This window comes from Pontixanthobacter rizhaonensis, from assembly GCF_012972675.1.
GTDB classification, from domain to species: Bacteria; Pseudomonadota; Alphaproteobacteria; order Sphingomonadales; family Sphingomonadaceae; genus Pontixanthobacter; species Pontixanthobacter rizhaonensis.
In genome coordinates, this window is record NZ_JABCRE010000003.1 from 310,683 (window position 1) to 330,114 (window position 19,432).

The following is a 19,432-nucleotide window of genomic DNA, read 5'->3' on the forward strand; positions in this document are numbered from 1 at the left end:
TAACTATTTGGCTGAAATACATGAACGATAACGAAACCCCTAACCAGCGACATAACGCTGATGATGGCGACACCACTGTCGACCAGCCGGAGTGGGCTGACGGCCTACGCCAGCTCTATGACTCAGTGGTCGACGAGCCCCTGCCGGACAGCTTTAAAGATCTGCTGTCTAAGCTCGACGACAAATCCTGATGGAAAATAGTAAGCGCTCTGCTGCCGAAAAAGCAGATTTTAAACGGGAATTGACCGAAGTCGTTCCGCATTTGCGGGCGTTTGCTCGCGGCCTATGCGGCAGACCCGATATGGCGGATGATCTCGTCCAAGAAACCATGCTCAAAGCTTGGGCAGCACAGGAACGGTTTGAGCCAGGCACATCTATGCGTGCCTGGACATTTGTGATCCTGCGTAATGCATATTTGACCGACATGCGCCGCAACCGGTTTCGCGGCGAGTATGACGAGGGTGTGGCCGAACGCATCTTGACTGCGCCCGCTGGTCAAGAGGAGCCTATCCACCTATCCGATATGCACCGTGCGCTATTGACCCTGCCGCCGGAAAGGCGCGAGGCTCTCCTTCTGGTCGGAGCAGGCGGGTTTTCTTACGAGGAGGCGGCCAATATTTGCGGTTGCGCAGTCGGCACCATAAAAAGCCGTGTCGGACGCGCGCGTGCGGCGCTCACCTCTATGCTGGAAGATGGCGACATTCCCCAGCGGTCCATCGGCGACGCACGGGCGCACCGGGCGATCTTGCAAGAATTGGACGATGTGGCAGCGGGCAAAGGTATAGCGACAAAAGTGTAACGGCCCGGCCGTAATACGACTGCCTATCTTGCTCTGCAGCCCGATCATCGCCAAACAGTGTGGCGATGGACAACCAAAACCCCAATGCCGCACCAAACGCAGAGTCCGACAAAGCTCTGGGCAGCAAGCGGCTGGCCTTCGCCCAGCAGGAATTGCGCCTGATTTCGGCGTTGGTGCTGCTGCTTGGTTTGGGGCTGTTCCTGGCTTTGCCATTTGTACTGTCGATCGGGTCTGTAGTTTTCTTGCCGGTTACCACCGCCATCGTGCTGACGATCATATTGTCACCGTTGGCGGATAAGCTTTCCAGCTGGGGCGTGCCCAACGTTTTGGCGTCTTTATCGGCTTTGCTCATTTTCTTCGCAGTCTTGCTGCTGGCGCTAGCGTTGATCCTGCAACCGGCGGTTGAGCTGTTCGACAGCGTGCCCGCGATGGCGCAGCAAGTGGCCGACCGGTTCGGTGAATTGAAAGACGAGTTTGCGTGGATAGCGTTAGCCAATGAACAGCTATCGCTGCTTATGGGCCAATCGGGCGCGACCGAGGTTGTGCTGGCCAGCCCTTCGGTCATCCAGCAATTGGCATTTGCTACTCCAAGCCTGCTGATCGAAACGTTGCTGACCCTGCTGATGGCATATTTCATGATCCAAGGCCGGGTTAGCCTTCGCCGCCATTTACTGTTTGAACGCGCCAGTCACGGTACCAGCATCAAAGCAGCCCGTGTTATGCGCGAAGTCCAAGATCGCGTCGCAGCCTACATCCTTACCGTGGCCTGGATTAATGGATGTGTCGGCGTGATTGTTGCCTTGGGGGCCTGGATGCTGGGCGTAGACGCGCCAGTAATGTGGGGCGGATTGGCGGCATTGCTCAACTTCCTTCCTTATATCGGGCCTTTGTTGATGACCGCCCTGCTGACATTGTTCGGCATCGGTACCGCAGAAACGCTGGTTCTGGGCTTCATTCCGGCGGCCGCTTATCTGGGTCTGCATACCGTCGAATCGAACGTAGTCACCCCATCTATCCTTGGCGCGCGGTTCACTATGAACCCGGTGATGATCCTGATTGCGCTTAGCTATTTCTCATGGATTTGGGGCGTATTTGGCGCCCTGCTTTCGGTGCCGATATTGCTCATGCTGACGGCGTTTTTCGATCATGTCGGGAAGCCCAACCTGATCGGGTTTATATTTGGGGAACCGCTATTCGCCAGCAATCTCCTCGCCTTGGGCGACGACAACGCCGTATCTGATCGGCGCGCATAAAAAAGCCCGCCTCGCCAATAGGCGAAGCGGGCCTTCCAATTGCAGTTAGAGCTTACGCGTATTGCCAAGCAGTTCCGCGGGCCAGGTTTTCTGAGGCAAACGCCCAGTTAAGCTTGCCGTCAATCACAGCCTTCAAATAGGCTGGGCGCGCATTCTGGTGATCAAGATAATATGCATGTTCCCACACATCGATGGTCAAGAGCGGGTTAAAGTCGCTATCTGCCAGAGTGTCGCCATCATGCGTTTCTTCGATGGACAGCTTGCCGTCTTTTTCGGCAAGCCAGACCCAACCGCTGGCGAAGTGACCCACGCCGCGATCAGCCAATTGTGTTTTCAATTCTTCGACAGAACCAAACGCTTCGTTGATCTTTGCTGCAAGCTCATCCGATGGTGCTGTGCTCTCTGGTGCCATTGAGTGCCAGTAAAACGCGTGGTTCCATGTCTGTGCAGAGTTGTTGAAGAGACCTTGATTGGTACCACGTGATGCCACGATGACGTCTTCCAAAGACGCATCCGCATGTGCGGTCCCTTCAATCGCAGCATTGGTTTTGTCGATATACGCCTTGTGGTGTTTACCGTGGTGGAATGACAATGTCTCGGCGGAAACCGCCGGTGCCAGTGCAGTGTCTGCGTAAGGCAGATCGGGTAGTGAAAAAGCCATGATAACTCCCTAAATTTCTCAGTCTAAAATTACGATGTTGGTTCCTAAACGCATAGCACGCGAAAGGGTTGCAAAAAATTCACGGTTTATTGCGAACCTGATCGACAGTGGCCGTAACCGCCACATTCATGGTCACATTGGCCAGCGTTCGCATAATATCGGGTAACATTTCAACCGCGACCAGCAGCGCCAGCGGTTCAACCGGAACGCCCATTGCCAAAGCGATAGGGCCGATGGAAACCACAAAGCTGATCGACCCCGGTAGGCTGACCGATCCGACACTGATAATGAACGCCACCGCGATACCGATCATCAGGACCGGCAAGCTCAGTTCAATCCCCGCCAAATGGGCCACATAAATCGCCACCGCCATATTCATCGCCGGGCTGGTAGCGCGGAAAATCGCTACCGCTAGCGGCAAGACAAAATCTGCCGTGGCATCGGGAATGCCCAATCGTTTGGCACTGGCCAGCATGGCCGGAAGGCTCGCCAATGAACTCTGCGTGGAAACCGCGACCGCCTGCGACGGCAAAATAGCCTTCGCAAAAGCCAATGGTAATTGCCGTGCGCCAAACGTCGCCAGCAAATATGCAGCAATCAAAACACAGCCGCCCATTGCTGACACCGCCAGAATGTAATGGGCCAAGGTCGCAAAAGCCCCGCCGCCGCTGCGCGCACCGACACCGACTGCCAATGCAAACACGCCGATCGGGGCAAGCCACAGAACCCATCCGATGATCGTCAGCATTGCATTGGCCAGAGCATGGAAAAACCCGATCAAGGTCGCCCGCTGGCCAGATGGCAGACGAGATATAGCGACCGCAAACAGGGCGAAGAAAATCGTCAAGGGCAGCATCGCGGTTTCCGCCGCAGCCGCGATCAGATTGGGGGCAATAAGAGATTCCAGAAACGCCCATAATTCGGGCACTTGTTGTTCTTCAACCTGTTCCAACGCCAACATGGAAGACGCTGCTTCGGGAATGGGAAATACGGCCAATAATGCGGGCATCAAGAAGGCAGAAACCAACCCGCTGAACACCAACACGCCAAAAACAAGCAACAACATTGTCCGCGCTGTGGCCCCCGCACGCGCAGCTTGTGCCATCTGCGAAATACCCAGCACCAGCAAAGCAGCGACCAGCGGTATAATCGTCATTTGAAGGCCCCGCAGCCACAGTGTGCCAACCAGATTGATCGGCTTGGCCACGGCATCCAGAAAATCGCTCCCGGCCAGCAGCAAGCCAAACGTCAGACCGGCGATTAATCCGCCAAATGTCCACCAGACTGGCAGTTTGATCGATACCAGTTCGACCGGGTCTTGGGCGGTCATGTGCGCCTTATCATCTGTGCCGCCTGTCAAATCATGTCCCCTGAACCATTGATGTGCGAATCGGCACTTCACAACGCGGCCTAATCCCGCCAGAAGCTCGTGGCAAATCTGCGCTCATAGGCTGGGCGCTTTACCGCAGGAAATAATACATGGCACGGAAGTTCTTTGGCACAGATGGGATTCGCGGGCGCACCAACACGGGTGTGATGACTGCAGAAATCGCCATGAGAGTGGGCCAAGCCGCAGGGCGGCATTTTATGCGCGGCGATCACCGTCACCGGGTGGTGATCGGCAAAGACACCCGCCTGTCAGGATATATGATGGAAAGCGCGCTGGTCGCGGGCTTCACCAGCGTCGGCATGGATGTGATTATGACCGGTCCATTGCCAACGCCGGCGATTGCCTTGCTGACCAGAGAGATGCGCGCCGATATGGGCGTGATGATTTCCGCCAGTCACAATTTATACGAAGATAACGGCATTAAGCTGTTTGGACCGGATGGTTTCAAATTATCCGACGCAGATGAACTGGCGATCGAAGAAGCGATCATGCAGGATCAAGAACTTGCACCCGCTGCCAAAGTCGGCCGCGCCCGCCGGATCGACGATGCACAGGGCCGCTATATTCACGCGGTCAAACAGGCGGTGTCCGACAAAACACGGTTTGATGGCCTGAAGGTGGTGGTCGATTGCGCCAACGGTGCAGCCTATCAAGTGGCGCCATCCGCAATTTGGGAATTGGGCGCAGAAGTCATTGCACTGGGCGTTTCACCTAACGGTACCAATATCAATGACGGTGTCGGATCGACCTCGCTTGATGCACTGAAGGCCAAAGTATTGGAAGAAGGGGCAGCCATCGGGATCGCGCTGGATGGCGATGCCGACCGGTTGATCGTTGTCGATGAAAAAGGGCAAACAGTGGATGGCGACCAATTGATGGCGCTGATCGCGACCCGGATGCATGAAAAAGGCGAATTGCGCGGCGGCGGCTTGGTCGCGACGGTCATGTCTAATCTGGGTCTCGAACGCTATATGGAAGCGCAAGGCCTTAAGCTGGAACGGGCCAAGGTCGGCGACCGGTATGTGCTCGAAAAAATGCGCGAAGGCGGGTTTAATGTTGGCGGTGAACAATCGGGCCACATGATCATGCTCGATTACGCGACCACTGGTGATGGAACCACCGCAGCGCTGCGTGTCCTTGCCAGCTTGGTCCGTTCCGGCAAGAAAGCCAGCGAGTTGATGCATCTGTTTGATCCGGTGCCGCAGCTGCTGAAGAATGTACGGTTCGACGGCGGTAAACCTCTGGATGATGCCACGGTGAAATCTGTGATAGCCGAGGCAGAACAAGAACTGGAAGGCACCGGCAGGCTGGTTATTCGCCCTTCCGGAACCGAGCCGGTTATTCGTGTGATGGCCGAAGGCGATGATGCCGCGCAGGTGGAACAGATTGTTGACCGGATTTGTGACGCGGTCCGGGCCGCCGCGTAATGTTAGAAATGTGGCCTGATTGCGAGCGATGCGGGGCAGATACACCGGCCGCCGCAGCCGGAGCTTTCATTTGCAGTTTTGAATGCACATTCTGCGCTGATTGCGCAGACAAGCTGGATGATGCCTGCCCCAATTGCGGCGGCGAACTGATGGACCGGCCAACGCGCTCCCAAAAACTGCAAGAGAAATATCCGGCCAGCACCGAGCGTAAATTTAACGGCGATGGCTAACCCCCTGCGCCCTCCTCCGCGTATTCTGGCCATTGCCGGGTCGGACAGCTCCGGCGGGGCGGGCATTCAGGCTGATATAAAGACGATCACCATGCTGGGCGGTTATGCCATGACCGCAATTACCGCGGTCACCGCACAAAATACAGTGGGCGTGCAGGCAGTGGAAGCGCTAAGCGCCGACATGGTCGCAAAGCAGATAGATGCTTGCACTCAAGATATCGGCGTTGATGCAGTGAAGATTGGAATGCTCGGATCAGCCGACATTGCCAATATCGTTGCAGACAAGTTGGAAACTCTCGCCGTTCCGATCATCTTTGATCCGGTGATGATTGCCACTAGCGGGTCAGTCTTGGCCGATGATGAGACAATTCTGGCCTTTGAACGATTGATGGCATTGGCAGCGCTGACCACGCCCAACTTGGCAGAGCTTAATGCGTTAGGCGGCGATGATGGCATGGCGCGCCGCGATATCGCTTATTTGGCCAAAGGAGGGGATGCTGATGCGGCCACACTTACAGACCGCTTATGCCAGCCCGGCATAGCCGATATCCACTGGTCAGCCGACAAGATCGATACGCGCCACACGCACGGGACAGGCTGCACTTTATCAAGCGCGATTGCCACGTTTTTGGGGCAAGGTTTGGCGCTGGAACAGGCGGTAGAGCGCGGGCGCGATTTCGTCAGGATCGCGCTGCGCAATGCCCCCGAATTGGGCGCAAAAGCCGGTCCGCTGGGCCATCATGCTGTTCGATTGGATCTGGTCGGGGAACCCCGGCTTAACCAGATTACGCTGGCTGCAGGAAACTATGAAGAAGCGGTGCTGTTCTACCGCGCAATTGGGTTAAACCACATCGTCGATAGCCCCTCCAATGGCTATGCCCGGTTTGAAAGCGAAGGCGGCGTCACACTATCAATCTCTACAGGGCATAGCGAAGTCGGCGGCGCATCGGTGTATTTCGAATGCCTCGATGTCGATGCCTATACAGGCATATTGCGCGAAAACGGGATCGCCTGCCCTGCCCCGAAAGATCAAAGTTGGGGCTGGCGCGAAAGCTGGATCAGCGATCCTGATGGCAATCGGATCTGTTTCTACCAAGCAGGCGAAAACCGCCGCTATCCACCGTGGCGGATATAAGACGGACTACCGGTCCAGCTCGTAGAAAGCCGCGATGTGTTTCCATGCGTCATCGGCGGTTTCGCACCAGTGGAACAGTTTCAAATCATCATGATTGATGGTGCCCTCATCTGCCAAAGCTTCCAAATCAACCACCCGGTTCCAGAAGTCTTTACCAAACAACATGATCGGGATCGGCTTCATTTTGCCTGTTTGAATCAGCGTTAGTAGCTCAAAAAACTCGTCAAACGTGCCGAAACCGCCGGGGAACACCGCCACAGCGCGGGCGCGCAGCAGGAAGTGCATTTTGCGCAGTGCAAAATAGTGGAAGTTCAGCGATAGATAGGGCGTGACGTAAGAATTGGGCGCTTGTTCATGCGGCAGAATGATATTGAGGCCGATCGATTCCGCACCAGCATCCGACGCCCCGCGATTGGCCGCTTCCATAATGGACGGCCCGCCGCCAGAACACACGACAAATTGCCGTTTGCCATCTTCGATAATCGATTTCTCGCTGACCATTTTCGCAAGAGCGCGAGCTTCCTGATAATATTTTGCCTTTTCAGCGAGCTTTTCCGCGACCGCCTTTTTCTCAGGCGCAGCATTCGCCACGAGTTCATCCGCCTTGTCAGGAGACGGGATACGGGCCGAGCCATACATCACCAAAGTGGACCCGACGCCCGCCTCGTCGAGGAGCATTTCAGGCTTGAGCAATTCCAGTTGGAAACGCACCGGGCGTAATTCATCGCGCAGCATGAAGTCTGTGTCCCGGAACGCCAATTGATAGGCAGGATGCTGGGTCTGCGGCGTGCTTTCCGGGCTGGCTTCTACAAATTTGGTTTCTTCATCGGCGCGGTAGAATTTGCGGCCGGAAATATCATGTTCGTTCGTTTTGTCTGTCATCTCTCCGCCACTAATGCCGAAGGGGAAACCGGGCAAGCACAGATACACCCGCGCACTCCGCGCTTGCCCAAACGAAGCAGTCGCGGTAGCACTATGGCCAAGTCCTCGCGAATTTCTCGCGAGAGGATAATGAAAGTACTGATAATGGCGGATTTTCCTCCGCCGGACACACACAAAAGGACTGGCCAAAGAGGGGCCGATAAGTCCGGCAAAGTAGCAGATTTTCGCTACCGCTCCCCCTCCCAGTCCGCCAAGCGCAAGCGTGGTCAAGGCCGCAATAGCAGGCCTGCGAGCAGCGCAGCACACGAAGCGAGCGCCCAGAACACATTTACCAACAAGCCGTCCCATCGGCCCCATAATCGCAAACAGGCCTATGCTGCTTTGGATCTCGGGACCAATAATTGCCGGCTGCTGATTGCGCGGCCATCGGGTGAGAATTTCACGGTTATCGATGCCTTCAGCAGAGTGGTGAAGCTTGGCGAAGGTCTCGCCATGTCGGGCCGCCTGAGCGATGCAGCGATGGACCGCACATTGGCTGCGCTCGGCGTGTGCGCCGACAAGCTTCGCCGCCGCAATGTGCACTTGGCCCGCTCCGTCGCGACCGAGGCTTGCCGCCGTGCATCCAACGGGCCTGCTTTTATTGAAAAAGTGAAAGAGCAAACCGGTATTGCGCTGGATATAATCTCGGCAGAAGAAGAAGCCCGATTGGCTGTTCTGGGCTGTCATGTTCTGTTGGAAGGCGGAGAGGGTCCCGCCGTTATTTTCGATATTGGCGGCGGCTCGACGGAGTTGGTGTTGATTGAGCCGGGCGACAAGGTGCCGCGGATCATCGACTGGGAAAGCGTGCCGTGGGGCGTGGTTTCGCTGACCGACACGGTGGGTAAGTCCGACGGCGACAAAGATCATCGATTGGCGATCTATGCCGAAATGCGGCGAGTGGTAACAGAGAGTTTTGCGGCTTTTGCAGCGCGTATCGCAGAACGGTCAAGCAACCCCGACACTATCCGCTTGCTTGGCACCAGCGGCACCGTGACAACGCTCGCCAGCCTCCATCTGCAATTGCCGCATTACGACCGGCGCGAAGTGGACGGACTGATTGTGCCATCGGATTCCATGCGCGCGATCAGCACGATGTTATCGGAAATGTCACCCATAGAAAGAGGCGAGCTGCCTTGCATTGGCAGTGACCGTTCTGACTTGGTTGTGGCAGGCTGCGCAATCTTGGAATCGATCATGGACATCTGGCCTGCGGCGAATCTGGGTGTCGCTGACCGCGGTATTCGTGAAGGTATCTTGCGCAGCCTGATGGCCGCCGATGCTGAAGGCGATCAATGTAGACAGAATTTGCGGGACACACGATGAATCGACCCAGTAAAGATGCCGGGCGCCGCGTCCGAACAGGGCGCGGGCGCACTCAATCGCAAGTGCGGTGGCTCGAACGGCAATTGAACGATCCCTATGTCAAAAGAGCCAAGGCAGACGGGTATCGCAGCCGGGCCGCTTACAAACTGTTGGAGCTGGATGACAAGTTCAAACTTCTGCGCGGGTCGAGGCGGATTGTAGATTTGGGGATCGCCCCGGGTGGTTGGGCGCAAGTGGTACGCAAGGTCAGCCCCAAAGCCGCCATTGTCGGCATCGACTTACTCGAAACCGATCCGATCGAGGGCGTAGCTATCTTGCAAATGGATTTCATGGACGATGCGGCACCAGCAGCATTGGAGGCCGCCTTGGACGGACCGCCCGATCTGGTAATGTCCGATATGGCAGCCAATACGGTCGGCCATAAACAAACTGACCATTTGCGGACGATGGGATTGGTCGAAGCCGCAGCCTATTTTGCGACAGAGACGCTGTCAGAAGGCGGCGCCTTTATTGCCAAAGTGCTGGCAGGCGGGACCGATACAGAGCTGCTGAATATGCTGAAGCACCACTTTAAAGTGGTGAAACATGCAAAGCCCCCGGCCAGCCGGAAGGGTTCATCCGAATGGTATGTTGTAGCCCAGGGATTTAAAGGCAGAGACGAATAACGCCCGATCTAAGGGTGTCTCAGGCGTTCTCAGGCTATCTCTAGCCAGCTTACGCGCCGCCTTCTTCCACTTCTGCGGCGGCGTCTTGTTCTGCTTCTGCAGCACCGGCTTCATCAGCCTCTGCTTCCGTTTCAACCGCTTCTGCTGCGCCGTCTTCAGCGCCCGCTTCTTCAACGATCTCTTCAACGTAATCAGGAACAGCCAGATTCTGGTTGGTTCCGTTCATGTACAACGACACGGCTGCACGGTCTTCGATTTTGGAAAGACCGGCGAAGCTCATTTTCGTACCATTCGCAAACGTCTTAGGGCTTTTCAGCCACGCGTTCATATTTTCCCAGTCCCAAACACCGCCATTTTCAGCCAATACTGTGCTGTAAGCAAAACCGGTCGCAGGGTCAGCAATACGCTTGCCCATAATTCCGTAAAGATTCGGCCCGATTCCGTTGGCACCGCCTGGTGTAATGGTGTGACAAGCCGCACATTTCGCAAATACTTTTTCGCCAGCCTCAATCGTCGTTTCTTCCATATTCAGCGCTTGAGCCATCGTCATTTCAGCCTTGCCGCCAGCTTCCTCGGCAACTTCGACTGCATAACCCAGGGTTTCAGGGCGTTCAGTCTCGAACACCACTGAAGAAATATATGAGAGGCCCAAAGCGATAATGCCTGCGAACAGGACCCATCCGGAGGCTGTGTTAAAACGATCGTCCATGCGTCAATATTCCGCGTAAATTAGCTGGTGTGATTGGCGCCGCTTTAGGGAGTAGATTGCAAGACTGCAAGGCCCACAATTGCATCATTTGTTGCATTGATCGCACGCTGTGCCCGCGAAATCGACCCGCGATACAAATCACTTTCGATATTGCCCGCTCGCGATCCCGCCGTTAGTCGGACGGTCAATGCATAGTTTTCCTAAACCCGCCCTCGAAATGGTCGAGCAATTGCAACAGGCCGCGATGGCCCAGCCGGAGCGCGCCATCGCATTTCAGGGTTCGCCGGGCGCCAACTCCCATCGCGCTGCCAATGAATGGGCCCCGGAGGCTTTACCACTTCCCTGCTTCAGCTTTGCCGACGCGATTGATGCGGTGAAAGACGGGCGCGCGGGCTGTGCGATGATCCCGATCGACAATTCGCAAGCCGGACGGGTGGCGGACATCCATTTTTTGTTGCCCGAAAGCGGATTGTCGATCGTGGGCGAGCATTTCCTTCGCATTCGCCATGCTTTGATGGCCCTGCCCGGTGCGAAAGGTCCGCTAAAAGCTGCCTACAGCCACCCACATGCACTGGCACAAAGCCGGCTTTTCTTGCGTGAGCGGGGAATTGTCCCCCTGAGCTTTGCCGATACTGCGGGTGCAGCGGCCCATGTTGCCGAACTCGCCGATCATAGTCTGGCAGCCATCGCGCCGGTTCTGGCGAGCGATCTCTATGATCTGGAGATCGTCGAGAATAATGTAGAAGACAGCGACGACAATACGACGCGGTTTGTCATTCTTGCACCGCAGCCGCTCGACCCCGCAACCCTTACCGAGGGTACGGTGATGACAACTTTCATCTTTGAGGTCAAAAACATCCCGGCCGCGCTGTATAAAGCGATGGGCGGATTTGCGACCAATGGCGTGAATATGACCAAACTGGAAAGCTACCAAAAGGGCGTGAGCTTTTCTGCAACGACATTCTATGCCGATATTATAGGCGCACCAGGCGATCCCGCGGTTGACCGTGCTCTCGAAGAGTTGGCGTTTCATTGTAAAGAACTGCGCATATTGGGTTCATACCGTCAGGCACGGCCCCGCGGTTAGCTGACCTGCCCTTTACGCCAAAGGGTGGCAGAAGGCAGGAGCGGCGGGCCCAACCGTTGACGGCGATTGCTATTGAAAATGAGTGGTTTGACCGGAGCTATAGCTTGCACCGGTTGAGACGCTCTGCCACCACTGCAGCTGTGACTACGCCAACAGGCCCTATTGCGACCAACGAAGCGCCTCAAGCCGATGGCGGTTATGAAGCCGTGCGCGGCGACGAGACGATCCAATACAAGCCGATTGAAACCCCAGAACCCGTGCAGCCGCCAAGTTGGCTGAAGGATGTGGAGGAATTTCTCAGCAACGTCTTTACGCCCGTTGCGGAGTTGTTTGGTGCCTCCTGGCCAGTGTTCAAATGGGTGCTGATTGCGGGCGCAGCGCTGTTATTACTGTATATTCTTTGGAAGTTGCTCGCGCCGATATTGGATTTGCGGGCTAGCCAGTCACCTGAAATTGAGGAAGAGTGGGTCCCGCAGCAGAGCGACGCCATCGCTTTGCTCGAAGATGCCGACCGGTTGGCGGCAGAGGGGCAATATGACGCAGCCACCCATTTGTTGTTGCAACGCAGTGTCGGTCAGATTGCGTCTGCAAGACCGGAATGGGTTGAACCTTCCAGCACAGCGAGAGAGCTGGCAGCCCTACCCGCCTTGCCAGAAGCAGCCCGGATCGCATTTGGCACCATTGCGAGCCGTGTTGAAAACAGCATTTTTGCGCTAAAGACGCTGGGTAAAGACGATTGGCAGGCGGCCCGCTCAGCCTATGCCGATTTTGCGTTGCAGAGCCTGCGGGGCAAAACCCGATGAGCGCATCTGCCACCCCCCGTGCTTTTGACCCGAAAGTGGTCTTTGGTTTGCTGCTATTTGGTGCCGTGGCCTTTATCGCGACCTTGTATTTTATTGGCACAGGACAGACCAGCAGCGGCGGCAGCAATAATGGCGGCGCTCACGGGTCGGGCAAAGGCCTCAATGGCTACGCCGCCATCGCCCAATTGTTGGAAGAGCAAGGACACGACGTCTCTTTATCGCGAAGCCAAGGCCGGCTGAAAGACGAAGCCCTGCTGATTCTTACCCCGCCATCCTTCGCTGAGGCGGAGGATATTCAGGCCATCATCGATGATCGGCGATATTTGGGTCCGACCATAGTCGTGTTGCCCAAATGGTTCGCTCGCCAAGTAGAGCCGACCCTGTCGGGGGATACCAAAAAGGGATGGGTTGCTTTGCTCGGCAGCAACCCACCGGGCTGGGTCGAAGGCCTTGAACAACCGCTGGATATTGCTGCCACTATCGCAGATATGCAGGGCCAAGCCGTCCATTGGTCTGGGCTGGGCAGCGCAGGCACTTTGCCTGACCCCACCCAAGTTATGTCACTTGCCGGATCAGATTTTCAAGCCTTGGTCAGCAAGCCAAATGGCGACGTGCTGATAGGGTATATCCAGGATGGCGCATCATACGCTGCACTGGATGAAGCGGCAGGTATTGCAGATAATCAGCCCGCCCAAGCCGAACCGGAATATGATGAATATGGATACCGGATAGAAGGTGAAGACGAATATTATGACGACGATTACTACAATCCGAAATGGCCGGTAGTTTTTGTGGCCGAGCCAGATCTGTTCAACAATTATGGTTTTGCCGATCCGGCGCGGGCTGCATTGGCGCATGAAGTTGTCGATCTGGCCATGAATAATGAAGACCTGCCGGTGGTATTTGACCTCACTCTTAATGGTTTGGGTGCAACACAGAACCTTCTGACGCTGGCGATTACCCCGCCATTTTTGGCAGCGACATTGTGCCTGCTCATCGCGATGATCGTGATTGCGTGGCGGGCATTCCGGCGCTTTGGGCCCGCAATTGCAGAGGGCCGCTCCATTGCGTTTGGCAAAGCGCAGCTGGTCACAAACAGCGCCGGCTTCATCCAGCGCAGCCGCCGGTTGCATTTGCTGTCAGCCCCCTATCTGGACATGACCCGTGAACGGATTGGCCGCGCTTTGGCCCTGCGCAATCCTGATGATGACACCATCGACGCCGCTCTGACAAAGCGCTTTCCGCAGGCTCCGTCCTATCGCCAAAGTGCTGCAAATCTGCGCAGCGCCCGAACACCAAACGACATTCTGCGCGCTGCCGCTGCGCTTAAATCCCTCGAAAGGATGATCACCCAATGACTATGAGTTTAGCCGATGTGCGCAGCATGGCCGACGCCATCAGAGGCGAAGTAAGTAAGGCTGTCGTCGGTCAGGATGCGACCATAGACCACTTGCTGGTGGCATTAATCAGCCAGGGACACGTTCTGCTCGAAGGTCCGCCGGGGACAGCGAAAACCTTTCTGGCCCAGTGCTTTACTGCGGCTCTTGGCCTTGATTTCGGGCGCATCCAGTTCACGCCCGATCTGCTGCCCGGCGACATTTTGGGTTCTAACCTGTTCAACTTCCAAACCAGCAGTTTCACGCTGACACGCGGCCCGATTTTTTGCGAGTTGCTGCTCGCCGATGAGATCAACCGGACGCCGCCCAAAACACAGGCGGCATTGCTCGAAGCGATGCAGGAACGGCGCGTAACGCTGGATGGCGAAACCCACGCCTTGCCGGATCGGTTCATGGTTGTCGCCACGCAAAATCCGATCGAGAACCAAGGCGTCTATCCGTTACCCGAAGCGCAGCTGGACCGGTTCCTGTTTAAACTGCTGGTCGATTATCCAACGCTGGAACAGGAAACTGCAATCGTCAGCCGCTTCGGTGACAAAAGCGGACCGCAGCGCGCCGCAGATTTTGGCATCACAGCGGTCACAGACCCTGCAAAACTTGCCGAGGCGAGCAGCGCGTTGTCTGCCGTCACCGTGGCAGGGGAAGTCACGGATTATATCGTTCGGCTGATCAGAGCGACGCGTGAAAATGCCGAATTGTCGAGCGGTGCCAGCCCGCGTGCTGCCGTATTACTGGCCAATGCAGCCCGCGCCCGCGCGGCTTTGGCGGGCCGGGATTATGTTATTCCTGACGATGTAAAGGCACTGGCCACATCTGTTTTACGGCACCGTCTTGTGCTCAGCCCTGCCGCAGAAATTGAGGGACGCCAGGTCGAAGATCTGGTGGCCGATCTGGTCGAAAGCACAGAAGCGCCCCGCTAAGGGATTGATCAGGGACAGCAGAAACAACACTCGTGAATTTTCCCATCCTCCCTACTGGCCGAACGGCATGGCTGGCAGCTCTCGCCGCGCCGATTGCGCTGATTATTGCAGCCACAGCGCCTGATGCCTGGCTGATTGTGCCAGCGGCGGCTGTCGCTTTGCTCGTACTCGTGCTGCTGGATGGTTTACTGGCGGGCAAGTTGGTCGATTCCCGTATTATTCATCCCGCCGATAGCGAGGTGGGTGAGCCATTGAAGCTTGGATGCTTGGCGGAATTTGCGGGCCGTAGCTCGCGCGCCCGGCCGGATGTGGCCCTATCGGTGGACACACGGTTGCAGCCGGATGGCCGGATCGAAATGCCGCTGGGCCAATCCGCCGACAGTGACAGTTGGTATGGCGAGGCTAAACCCGTGCCCATCCGGCGGGGGACAGCACCCATCACAAAAATGTGGCTTCGTTGGGCCGGGCCGCTCGGCTTAGGTGCGCGGCAAATATCGCAGGAACTGGATCAGGAAATCCGGATTTGGCCCGATCTGTCTCCAGTCCGCTCTCCAGAACTCCAGAACTATCTGCGTGATGCGCAATTTGGCCTGATCGCGCGGCGCATTCGCGGCGAAGGCACACAATTTGAAGCGCTGAGCGAATATGAAGCAGGAATGGATCGGCGGCGGATCGATTGGAAAGCCAGCGCCCGTCATACCAAGCTGTATGCCCGCGAAAATGAAAGCGAGCGCAACAACCAGATCATTTTTGCCTTCGATTGCGGACAGGCAATGTGCGAACCGGTTGACGGTTTACCGCGGATTGACCGCGCGGTCACAGCAGCGCTGACGGCATCTTATGTTGCGCTGAAAGGCGGGGACCGCGTGTCTTTGTTCGGCTTTGCCCAGCGTCCCGAAGTGATGACCCCGTTTGTCGGTGACACACGCGCATTTTACCAATTGCAATCCGCAGCAGCCGGGCTGGATTATCATGCAGAGGAGCCCAATTTCACATTGGCATTGGCATCGCTCACTGCAAAATTGCAACGCCGTTCGCTGATCATATTGTTTACCGACTTCACCGACCCGACCGGCGCGGAAATGATGATCGAAAGCGTCGGGCGCTTGGTTGAAAAACATCTCGTGCTGTTTGTCACAATCGAAGATCAGGAACTGTCAGAATTGGCTGATACCCAGCCCAATACTCTGGATGACCTGGCCGTGGCGGTCACTGCCGATACGCTGGCCAAACAACGCGCGGTTGTGCTGCAGCGGCTGCGCCAGATGGGTGTCGATATTATTGAGGCACCGTGGGATCAAATCGGATACCGGTTGATCGATTCCTACCTCAATATCAAACGCAGTGGAGCCATCGGATGAAAGTGCCCACCCTCGCCATGTTTAGCAAACCCAGCGAAATGGCGACCGCTCCGTCAATCGAGAAGGCCGCTCTGCGGTCCGATCGATTCCGGTTGGAGAGAGAGGCAGATTGGCAGCGGCTTGATGCGATATTGCTCAAGCTGGAAAAAGGGCGTCTGCGCAAACTGCCCGATGAAGATGTTCTGGCGTTGCCGGCGCTGTACCGAATGGCTGCATCCAGCCTTTCCGTGGCGCGCGAAACCTCTCTCGACGCAGCGACCCTGACATATCTTGAGACATTGGTGCAGCGTGCCTGGTTTCAGGTTTATGGCCCAAGACAGGGATTGTTTGCGTGGTTCCGCAAGTTTCTGGGCGGCCAGCTTAGCCGGTCAATCCAGGCCATCTGGCTGGACATCTGCATCGCATTATTTGTGATGGTTGCTGGCGCGATCACGGGCTGGTTGCTGGTGGCGCAGGATACCGAATGGTATTACCGCCTTGTTCCCGGCCAATTCGCGGACACACGCGTGCCAGGGGCCAGCCGCGAGGTGCTGCTGGAAAGTCTGAAAGTGGAAGATAGCGCCTCTGGCCTGTCCGCGTTTGCGGCCCAGTTGTTCACCAATAATGCCGGCGTTTCTATCCTTGCGTTTGCGCTGGGTTTTGCATTTGGCATCCCATCGCTGATGCTGCTCATCCACAATATGGCAGTGCTGGGGGCGATGCTGTGGTTGTATAATAGCCAAGGTCTGACTTGGGAATTCGCCGCATGGCTGAGCGTCCACGGAACGACAGAGCTGTTTGCGATCTTGCTGGCCGGGGCGGCGGGGATGCATATCGGGCGCAAGATGGCATTTCCCGGCCAACGGTCCATCATTGCCGCTGCTGCCGAAAGCGGACAGCGCGCTGCCCAAGTGATGATCGGTGTCGTTTTGATGCTGGTCTTTGCCGCATTGCTGGAAGCGTTCCCGCGCCAATTGGCAGGAACAGAGGCCCGCGCCATCATCGGCATCTTTATGCTGCTGTTCTGGATGGCGTATTTCTTCGGGTTCGGACGCAGTAAAAAAGGCGCCGCGCAATGAGCGCGTCCCGCCTCCCATCCCAATTGCGAGAGCGCCGCGCAAAACGGCAACGCGTGATGATAACGCCAGAGGGCGTTGGATTGCCGCTAACCATCGCATCACGGGCGAACCGGGCCGGCGCGTTGATGCTCGATTTCATGATCCTGTTCATGACCACGCTGACGATCACGCTGGTGATTGTCTTTGTTGTGAGCGGGTCTGTGGTTGAGAGTAATCTGGAGGAACTACCCGGATCGGTCGAGTTTCTGTTCGTATTATGGTCGCTCATGTGGTTTTTCGCGTGGAACGGCTATTTCATGTTTTTTGAAATGGGCCCGCGCGGAGCAACACCGGGCAAACGTATCGTCGGGGTCAGGGTGGCATCGCGCGACGGAGACCGGTTGACGCCGGAAGCGGTTATTGCCCGCAATCTGCTGCGGGATATCGAGCTGTTCCTGCCGCTGGTTCTGATCCTGTCCGCACCAACAGGCGAAGGCGGCCCGGCAGGATGGGCGGCAATGGTCTGGTTTGCTGTGTTCCTGCTATTTCCGTTCTTCAACAAAGACGCGATGCGAGCAGGGGACTTGATTGCAGGCACTTGGGTCGTTGATGCGCCCAAGCAAAAACTGGTCGATGTTCTGTCGACCGAAGGCGCTGCGGTAGCAGGTGCAAGCACGCTCACCGGCGCACAATACAAATTCGGTGACGATGAATTATCCGTCTATGGCGAATATGAATTGCAAACTTTGGAACGGGTTCTGCGTGACGGCAAAGCCGAGGCGGTAAGCGCCGTGGCGGACACAATTTGCCGCAAGATCGGCTGGAACCCCGGATCGGGTGACGAACGCGCCTTCTTGGAAGCATTCTACGCCCAGCTGCGGGCGAGACTGGAAACCGATATGCGCTTCGGCAAACGCAAAGCAGATAAGTTCGCATGACCGATTTCAGCCTTCGTCTGGATGATCTCAGCGGCGCAGAAACAACTGCTTTGCTCAAACTCCACCTTGACGAGATGCATCAGTGGTCGCCTGCCTGTAAGATCAATTCGCTGCCGGTGGAGAGGCTCAAGCAGCCTGACGTTACTTTCTATTCCGCGTGGTCGGATGGAGCGCTGGCTGCGTGCGGCGCTATCAAACATCTTGATGACCACCGGGGAGAGCTGAAAGCCATGCGGGCAGCCCCCGAATTTCGGGGTCAGGGTGCAGGCGAGGCAATTTTGATCCATTTGCTCGATGTTGCGAGGGATCGCGGGTACGATTGGGTGGGCTTGGAAACCGGCGCCACTCAGCCCTTTCAGCCCGCACACCGCCTCTATCAAAAGCATGGCTTCGCGGTCTGTCCGGCGTTTGATGATTATGTGTCAGATGAGTTTAGCCTGTGCATGGGATTGTCACTGCGATGACTACGCGGCGGAACTTTGTCACCGGATCGGCAGCATTGTTTGCCAGCGGGTGTATCCCGCTTGATGCCAGCCAAAGCGTGCGCGTAGCGAGCCAGTTCAGGATCATAGAGGCTGCCGCCGGGGGAACGTTGGGTGTTGCCATCCGCAATACAGCCATCGGCCAAATAACATCCTATAATGGCAATGCGCTGTTCCCGCATTGCTCGTCCTTCAAAATGTCTCTGGCCGCCTTGGTGTTGCTGCAAGACCAGCGGGGGATCGTCAGCGCAGATGAGCGCGTGACTTGGACTGAGGACGATTTGATGTTCGTCTCCCCGTTCACCACACGCCGTTTGAAAGACGGGGCAACGTTGCGCGAATTGGCCGAATTCACCCAAAAATATAGCGACAATGCCGCTGCCAACATCCTTTTAAAGCGATTTGGCGGCCCCCAAAAACTGACGGCATTTTGGAGAGCGTTGGGAGATGGCGTCAGCCGTCTAGACCGCACAGAACCCGCGCTTAACAACGTACCGGTCGGGGAACAGCGCGATACGACCAGTGCCAATGCGATGGCAGGCACACTGACGGCCATATTGTTCGGGAACACATTATCGCAGGCCAATCGCGACACTCTCAAACAATGGATGGTCGACACGCCCACCGGGCGGGACCGTGTCCGCAAGGGCCTGCCCAGCACATGGGTCGCTGGCGATAAGACGGGAACATCCCTCTGGCCAGGGATGGGCAGTGTGTATGTTGATATCGGCTTTGTAGAGCCGGTGGGTCATGCCCCACTGACCTTCGCTGTGTATTACAGAGCGCGCGATACCCATACCGGCATGGACCCGGCCGCACTGAATGTTTTGGCAGAGGTCGGGCGCGCACTTACGCGGATCGTAAAGTAACAGGTACAGATCGCCAGATCATGTT

At 56.5% G+C, this 19,432-nt stretch carries 21 protein-coding genes; 17 read left to right on the forward strand and 4 right to left on the reverse strand.

Annotation, left to right across the window (positions count from 1 at the left end):
- Positions 1-20: 20 nt before the first annotated feature.
- The 3 genes from HKD42_RS09240 (at position 21) to HKD42_RS09250 (ending at position 2,052) form a co-directional block, all read left to right on the forward strand.
- Entirely contained in the window at positions 21-191 is a 171-nt protein-coding gene (locus HKD42_RS09240; RefSeq protein WP_170012697.1) for a NepR family anti-sigma factor, read from the forward strand.
- A complete protein-coding gene (locus tag HKD42_RS09245; RefSeq protein WP_170012699.1) occupies positions 191-799 on the forward strand; it encodes a sigma-70 family RNA polymerase sigma factor in 609 nt (202 codons plus the stop codon). The genes HKD42_RS09240 and HKD42_RS09245 overlap by 1 nt, the downstream gene beginning before the upstream one ends.
- Before the next feature lie 65 nt (positions 800-864).
- Entirely contained in the window at positions 865-2,052 is a 1,188-nt protein-coding gene (locus tag HKD42_RS09250; RefSeq protein WP_170012701.1) for an AI-2E family transporter, read from the forward strand.
- Between the two features lie 52 nt (positions 2,053-2,104).
- Here HKD42_RS09250 and HKD42_RS09255 read toward each other — a convergent pair whose 3' ends face one another.
- Both HKD42_RS09255 and HKD42_RS09260 read right to left on the reverse strand, forming a co-directional pair.
- Entirely contained in the window at positions 2,105-2,713 is a 609-nt protein-coding gene (locus tag HKD42_RS09255) for a superoxide dismutase (RefSeq protein WP_170012703.1), read from the reverse strand.
- 79 nt (positions 2,714-2,792) lie between these two features.
- Positions 2,793-4,043: a dicarboxylate/amino acid:cation symporter gene (locus HKD42_RS09260; RefSeq protein ID WP_170012705.1), complete on the reverse strand. Its 1,251-nt coding sequence runs from the start codon at positions 4,041-4,043 to the stop codon at positions 2,793-2,795.
- Between the two features lie 149 nt (positions 4,044-4,192).
- Between HKD42_RS09260 and glmM the strand changes: the two genes are divergently transcribed.
- Genes glmM through thiD form a run of 3 tightly spaced genes read left to right on the forward strand, consistent with a single transcriptional unit; the run spans position 4,193 to position 6,895 of the window.
- Positions 4,193-5,530, forward strand: a complete 1,338-nt coding sequence (glmM, locus tag HKD42_RS09265; RefSeq protein ID WP_170012707.1) for a phosphoglucosamine mutase — start codon at positions 4,193-4,195, stop codon at positions 5,528-5,530.
- A complete protein-coding gene (locus HKD42_RS09270) occupies positions 5,530-5,760 on the forward strand; it encodes a DUF1272 domain-containing protein (RefSeq protein ID WP_170012709.1) in 231 nt (76 codons plus the stop codon). The genes glmM and HKD42_RS09270 overlap by 1 nt, the downstream gene beginning before the upstream one ends.
- Positions 5,753-6,895: a bifunctional hydroxymethylpyrimidine kinase/phosphomethylpyrimidine kinase gene (thiD, locus tag HKD42_RS09275; protein ID WP_170012711.1), complete on the forward strand. Its 1,143-nt coding sequence runs from the start codon at positions 5,753-5,755 to the stop codon at positions 6,893-6,895. Before HKD42_RS09270 ends, thiD begins: the two co-directional genes overlap by 8 nt.
- Before the next feature lie 6 nt (positions 6,896-6,901).
- On the opposite strand, the gene HKD42_RS09280 is transcribed toward thiD, so the two are convergent.
- Positions 6,902-7,777 carry an LOG family protein gene (locus HKD42_RS09280; RefSeq protein WP_170012713.1) on the reverse strand — a complete coding sequence of 292 codons (876 nt, stop codon included), beginning with the start codon at positions 7,775-7,777 and terminating at the stop codon, positions 6,902-6,904.
- A 144-nt stretch (positions 7,778-7,921) separates the two neighbouring features.
- On the opposite strand from HKD42_RS09280, the gene HKD42_RS09285 reads away from it, so the two are divergent.
- Entirely contained in the window at positions 7,922-9,139 is a 1,218-nt protein-coding gene (locus HKD42_RS09285) for a Ppx/GppA phosphatase family protein (RefSeq protein WP_170013995.1), read from the forward strand.
- Complete coding sequence (locus HKD42_RS09290; protein ID WP_170012715.1) at positions 9,136-9,804, forward strand: RlmE family RNA methyltransferase; 669 nt, start codon at positions 9,136-9,138, stop codon at positions 9,802-9,804. Before HKD42_RS09285 ends, HKD42_RS09290 begins: the two co-directional genes overlap by 4 nt.
- Before the next feature lie 49 nt (positions 9,805-9,853).
- Here HKD42_RS09290 and HKD42_RS09295 read toward each other — a convergent pair whose 3' ends face one another.
- Positions 9,854-10,513: a c-type cytochrome gene (locus tag HKD42_RS09295; protein WP_170012717.1), complete on the reverse strand. Its 660-nt coding sequence runs from the start codon at positions 10,511-10,513 to the stop codon at positions 9,854-9,856.
- Between the two features lie 187 nt (positions 10,514-10,700).
- Here HKD42_RS09295 and HKD42_RS09300 point away from each other — a divergent pair, with 187 nt between their 5' ends.
- From HKD42_RS09300 to bla, 9 genes are all read left to right on the forward strand, one after another.
- Positions 10,701-11,600 carry a prephenate dehydratase gene (locus tag HKD42_RS09300; RefSeq protein WP_170012719.1) on the forward strand — a complete coding sequence of 300 codons (900 nt, stop codon included), beginning with the start codon at positions 10,701-10,703 and terminating at the stop codon, positions 11,598-11,600.
- Between the two features lie 140 nt (positions 11,601-11,740).
- Positions 11,741-12,403, forward strand: coding sequence for a hypothetical protein (locus HKD42_RS09305; RefSeq protein WP_246236949.1), 663 nt, complete (start codon positions 11,741-11,743; stop codon positions 12,401-12,403).
- Positions 12,400-13,761: a DUF4350 domain-containing protein gene (locus HKD42_RS09310; RefSeq protein ID WP_170012721.1), complete on the forward strand. Its 1,362-nt coding sequence runs from the start codon at positions 12,400-12,402 to the stop codon at positions 13,759-13,761. The genes HKD42_RS09305 and HKD42_RS09310 overlap by 4 nt, the downstream gene beginning before the upstream one ends.
- A 2-nt stretch (positions 13,762-13,763) precedes the next feature.
- Complete coding sequence (locus tag HKD42_RS09315; protein WP_170013999.1) at positions 13,764-14,720, forward strand: AAA family ATPase; 957 nt, start codon at positions 13,764-13,766, stop codon at positions 14,718-14,720.
- A 32-nt stretch (positions 14,721-14,752) separates the two neighbouring features.
- Positions 14,753-16,081, forward strand: coding sequence for a DUF58 domain-containing protein (locus HKD42_RS09320; protein ID WP_170012723.1), 1,329 nt, complete (start codon positions 14,753-14,755; stop codon positions 16,079-16,081).
- Positions 16,078-17,139 (forward strand): stage II sporulation protein M, encoded by a 1,062-nt coding sequence (locus HKD42_RS09325; RefSeq protein WP_170012725.1) that lies wholly within the window; start codon positions 16,078-16,080, stop codon positions 17,137-17,139. The genes HKD42_RS09320 and HKD42_RS09325 overlap by 4 nt, the downstream gene beginning before the upstream one ends.
- Positions 17,136-18,056: an RDD family protein gene (locus HKD42_RS09330; RefSeq protein ID WP_170012727.1), complete on the forward strand. Its 921-nt coding sequence runs from the start codon at positions 17,136-17,138 to the stop codon at positions 18,054-18,056. The genes HKD42_RS09325 and HKD42_RS09330 overlap by 4 nt, the downstream gene beginning before the upstream one ends.
- A complete protein-coding gene (locus HKD42_RS09335) occupies positions 18,053-18,520 on the forward strand; it encodes a GNAT family N-acetyltransferase (protein WP_170012729.1) in 468 nt (155 codons plus the stop codon). Before HKD42_RS09330 ends, HKD42_RS09335 begins: the two co-directional genes overlap by 4 nt.
- Positions 18,517-19,407, forward strand: a complete 891-nt coding sequence (gene bla, locus HKD42_RS09340; RefSeq protein WP_170012731.1) for a class A beta-lactamase — start codon at positions 18,517-18,519, stop codon at positions 19,405-19,407. The genes HKD42_RS09335 and bla overlap by 4 nt, the downstream gene beginning before the upstream one ends.
- The last annotated feature ends 25 nt before the right edge of the window (positions 19,408-19,432 follow it).

Excerpts from the sequence above, each read along its gene's own strand:
- thiD (WP_170012711.1), top strand. The coding sequence starts at position 5,753 with ATGGCTAACCCCCTGCGCCCTCCTCCGCGTATTCTGGCCATTGCCGGG.
- HKD42_RS09245 (WP_170012699.1), top strand. The coding sequence starts at position 191 with ATGGAAAATAGTAAGCGCTCTGCTGCCGAAAAAGCAGATTTTAAACGG.
- HKD42_RS09315 (WP_170013999.1), top strand. The coding sequence starts at position 13,764 with ATGAGTTTAGCCGATGTGCGCAGCATGGCCGACGCCATCAGAGGCGAA.
- bla (WP_170012731.1), top strand. The coding sequence starts at position 18,517 with ATGACTACGCGGCGGAACTTTGTCACCGGATCGGCAGCATTGTTTGCC.
- HKD42_RS09270 (WP_170012709.1), top strand. The coding sequence starts at position 5,530 with ATGTTAGAAATGTGGCCTGATTGCGAGCGATGCGGGGCAGATACACCG.
- HKD42_RS09285 (WP_170013995.1), top strand. The coding sequence starts at position 7,922 with ATGGCGGATTTTCCTCCGCCGGACACACACAAAAGGACTGGCCAAAGA.
- HKD42_RS09290 (WP_170012715.1), top strand. The coding sequence starts at position 9,136 with ATGAATCGACCCAGTAAAGATGCCGGGCGCCGCGTCCGAACAGGGCGC.
- HKD42_RS09300 (WP_170012719.1), top strand. The coding sequence starts at position 10,701 with ATGCATAGTTTTCCTAAACCCGCCCTCGAAATGGTCGAGCAATTGCAA.
- HKD42_RS09295 (WP_170012717.1), bottom strand. The coding sequence starts at position 10,513 with ATGGACGATCGTTTTAACACAGCCTCCGGATGGGTCCTGTTCGCAGGC.
- HKD42_RS09335 (WP_170012729.1), top strand. The coding sequence starts at position 18,053 with ATGACCGATTTCAGCCTTCGTCTGGATGATCTCAGCGGCGCAGAAACA.
- HKD42_RS09255 (WP_170012703.1), bottom strand. The coding sequence starts at position 2,713 with ATGGCTTTTTCACTACCCGATCTGCCTTACGCAGACACTGCACTGGCA.
- glmM (WP_170012707.1), top strand. The coding sequence starts at position 4,193 with ATGGCACGGAAGTTCTTTGGCACAGATGGGATTCGCGGGCGCACCAAC.
- HKD42_RS09325 (WP_170012725.1), top strand. The coding sequence starts at position 16,078 with ATGAAAGTGCCCACCCTCGCCATGTTTAGCAAACCCAGCGAAATGGCG.
- HKD42_RS09280 (WP_170012713.1), bottom strand. The coding sequence starts at position 7,777 with ATGACAGACAAAACGAACGAACATGATATTTCCGGCCGCAAATTCTAC.
- HKD42_RS09240 (WP_170012697.1), top strand. The coding sequence starts at position 21 with ATGAACGATAACGAAACCCCTAACCAGCGACATAACGCTGATGATGGC.
- HKD42_RS09310 (WP_170012721.1), top strand. The coding sequence starts at position 12,400 with ATGAGCGCATCTGCCACCCCCCGTGCTTTTGACCCGAAAGTGGTCTTT.
- HKD42_RS09250 (WP_170012701.1), top strand. The coding sequence starts at position 865 with ATGGACAACCAAAACCCCAATGCCGCACCAAACGCAGAGTCCGACAAA.
- HKD42_RS09260 (WP_170012705.1), bottom strand. The coding sequence starts at position 4,043 with ATGACCGCCCAAGACCCGGTCGAACTGGTATCGATCAAACTGCCAGTC.
- HKD42_RS09330 (WP_170012727.1), top strand. The coding sequence starts at position 17,136 with ATGAGCGCGTCCCGCCTCCCATCCCAATTGCGAGAGCGCCGCGCAAAA.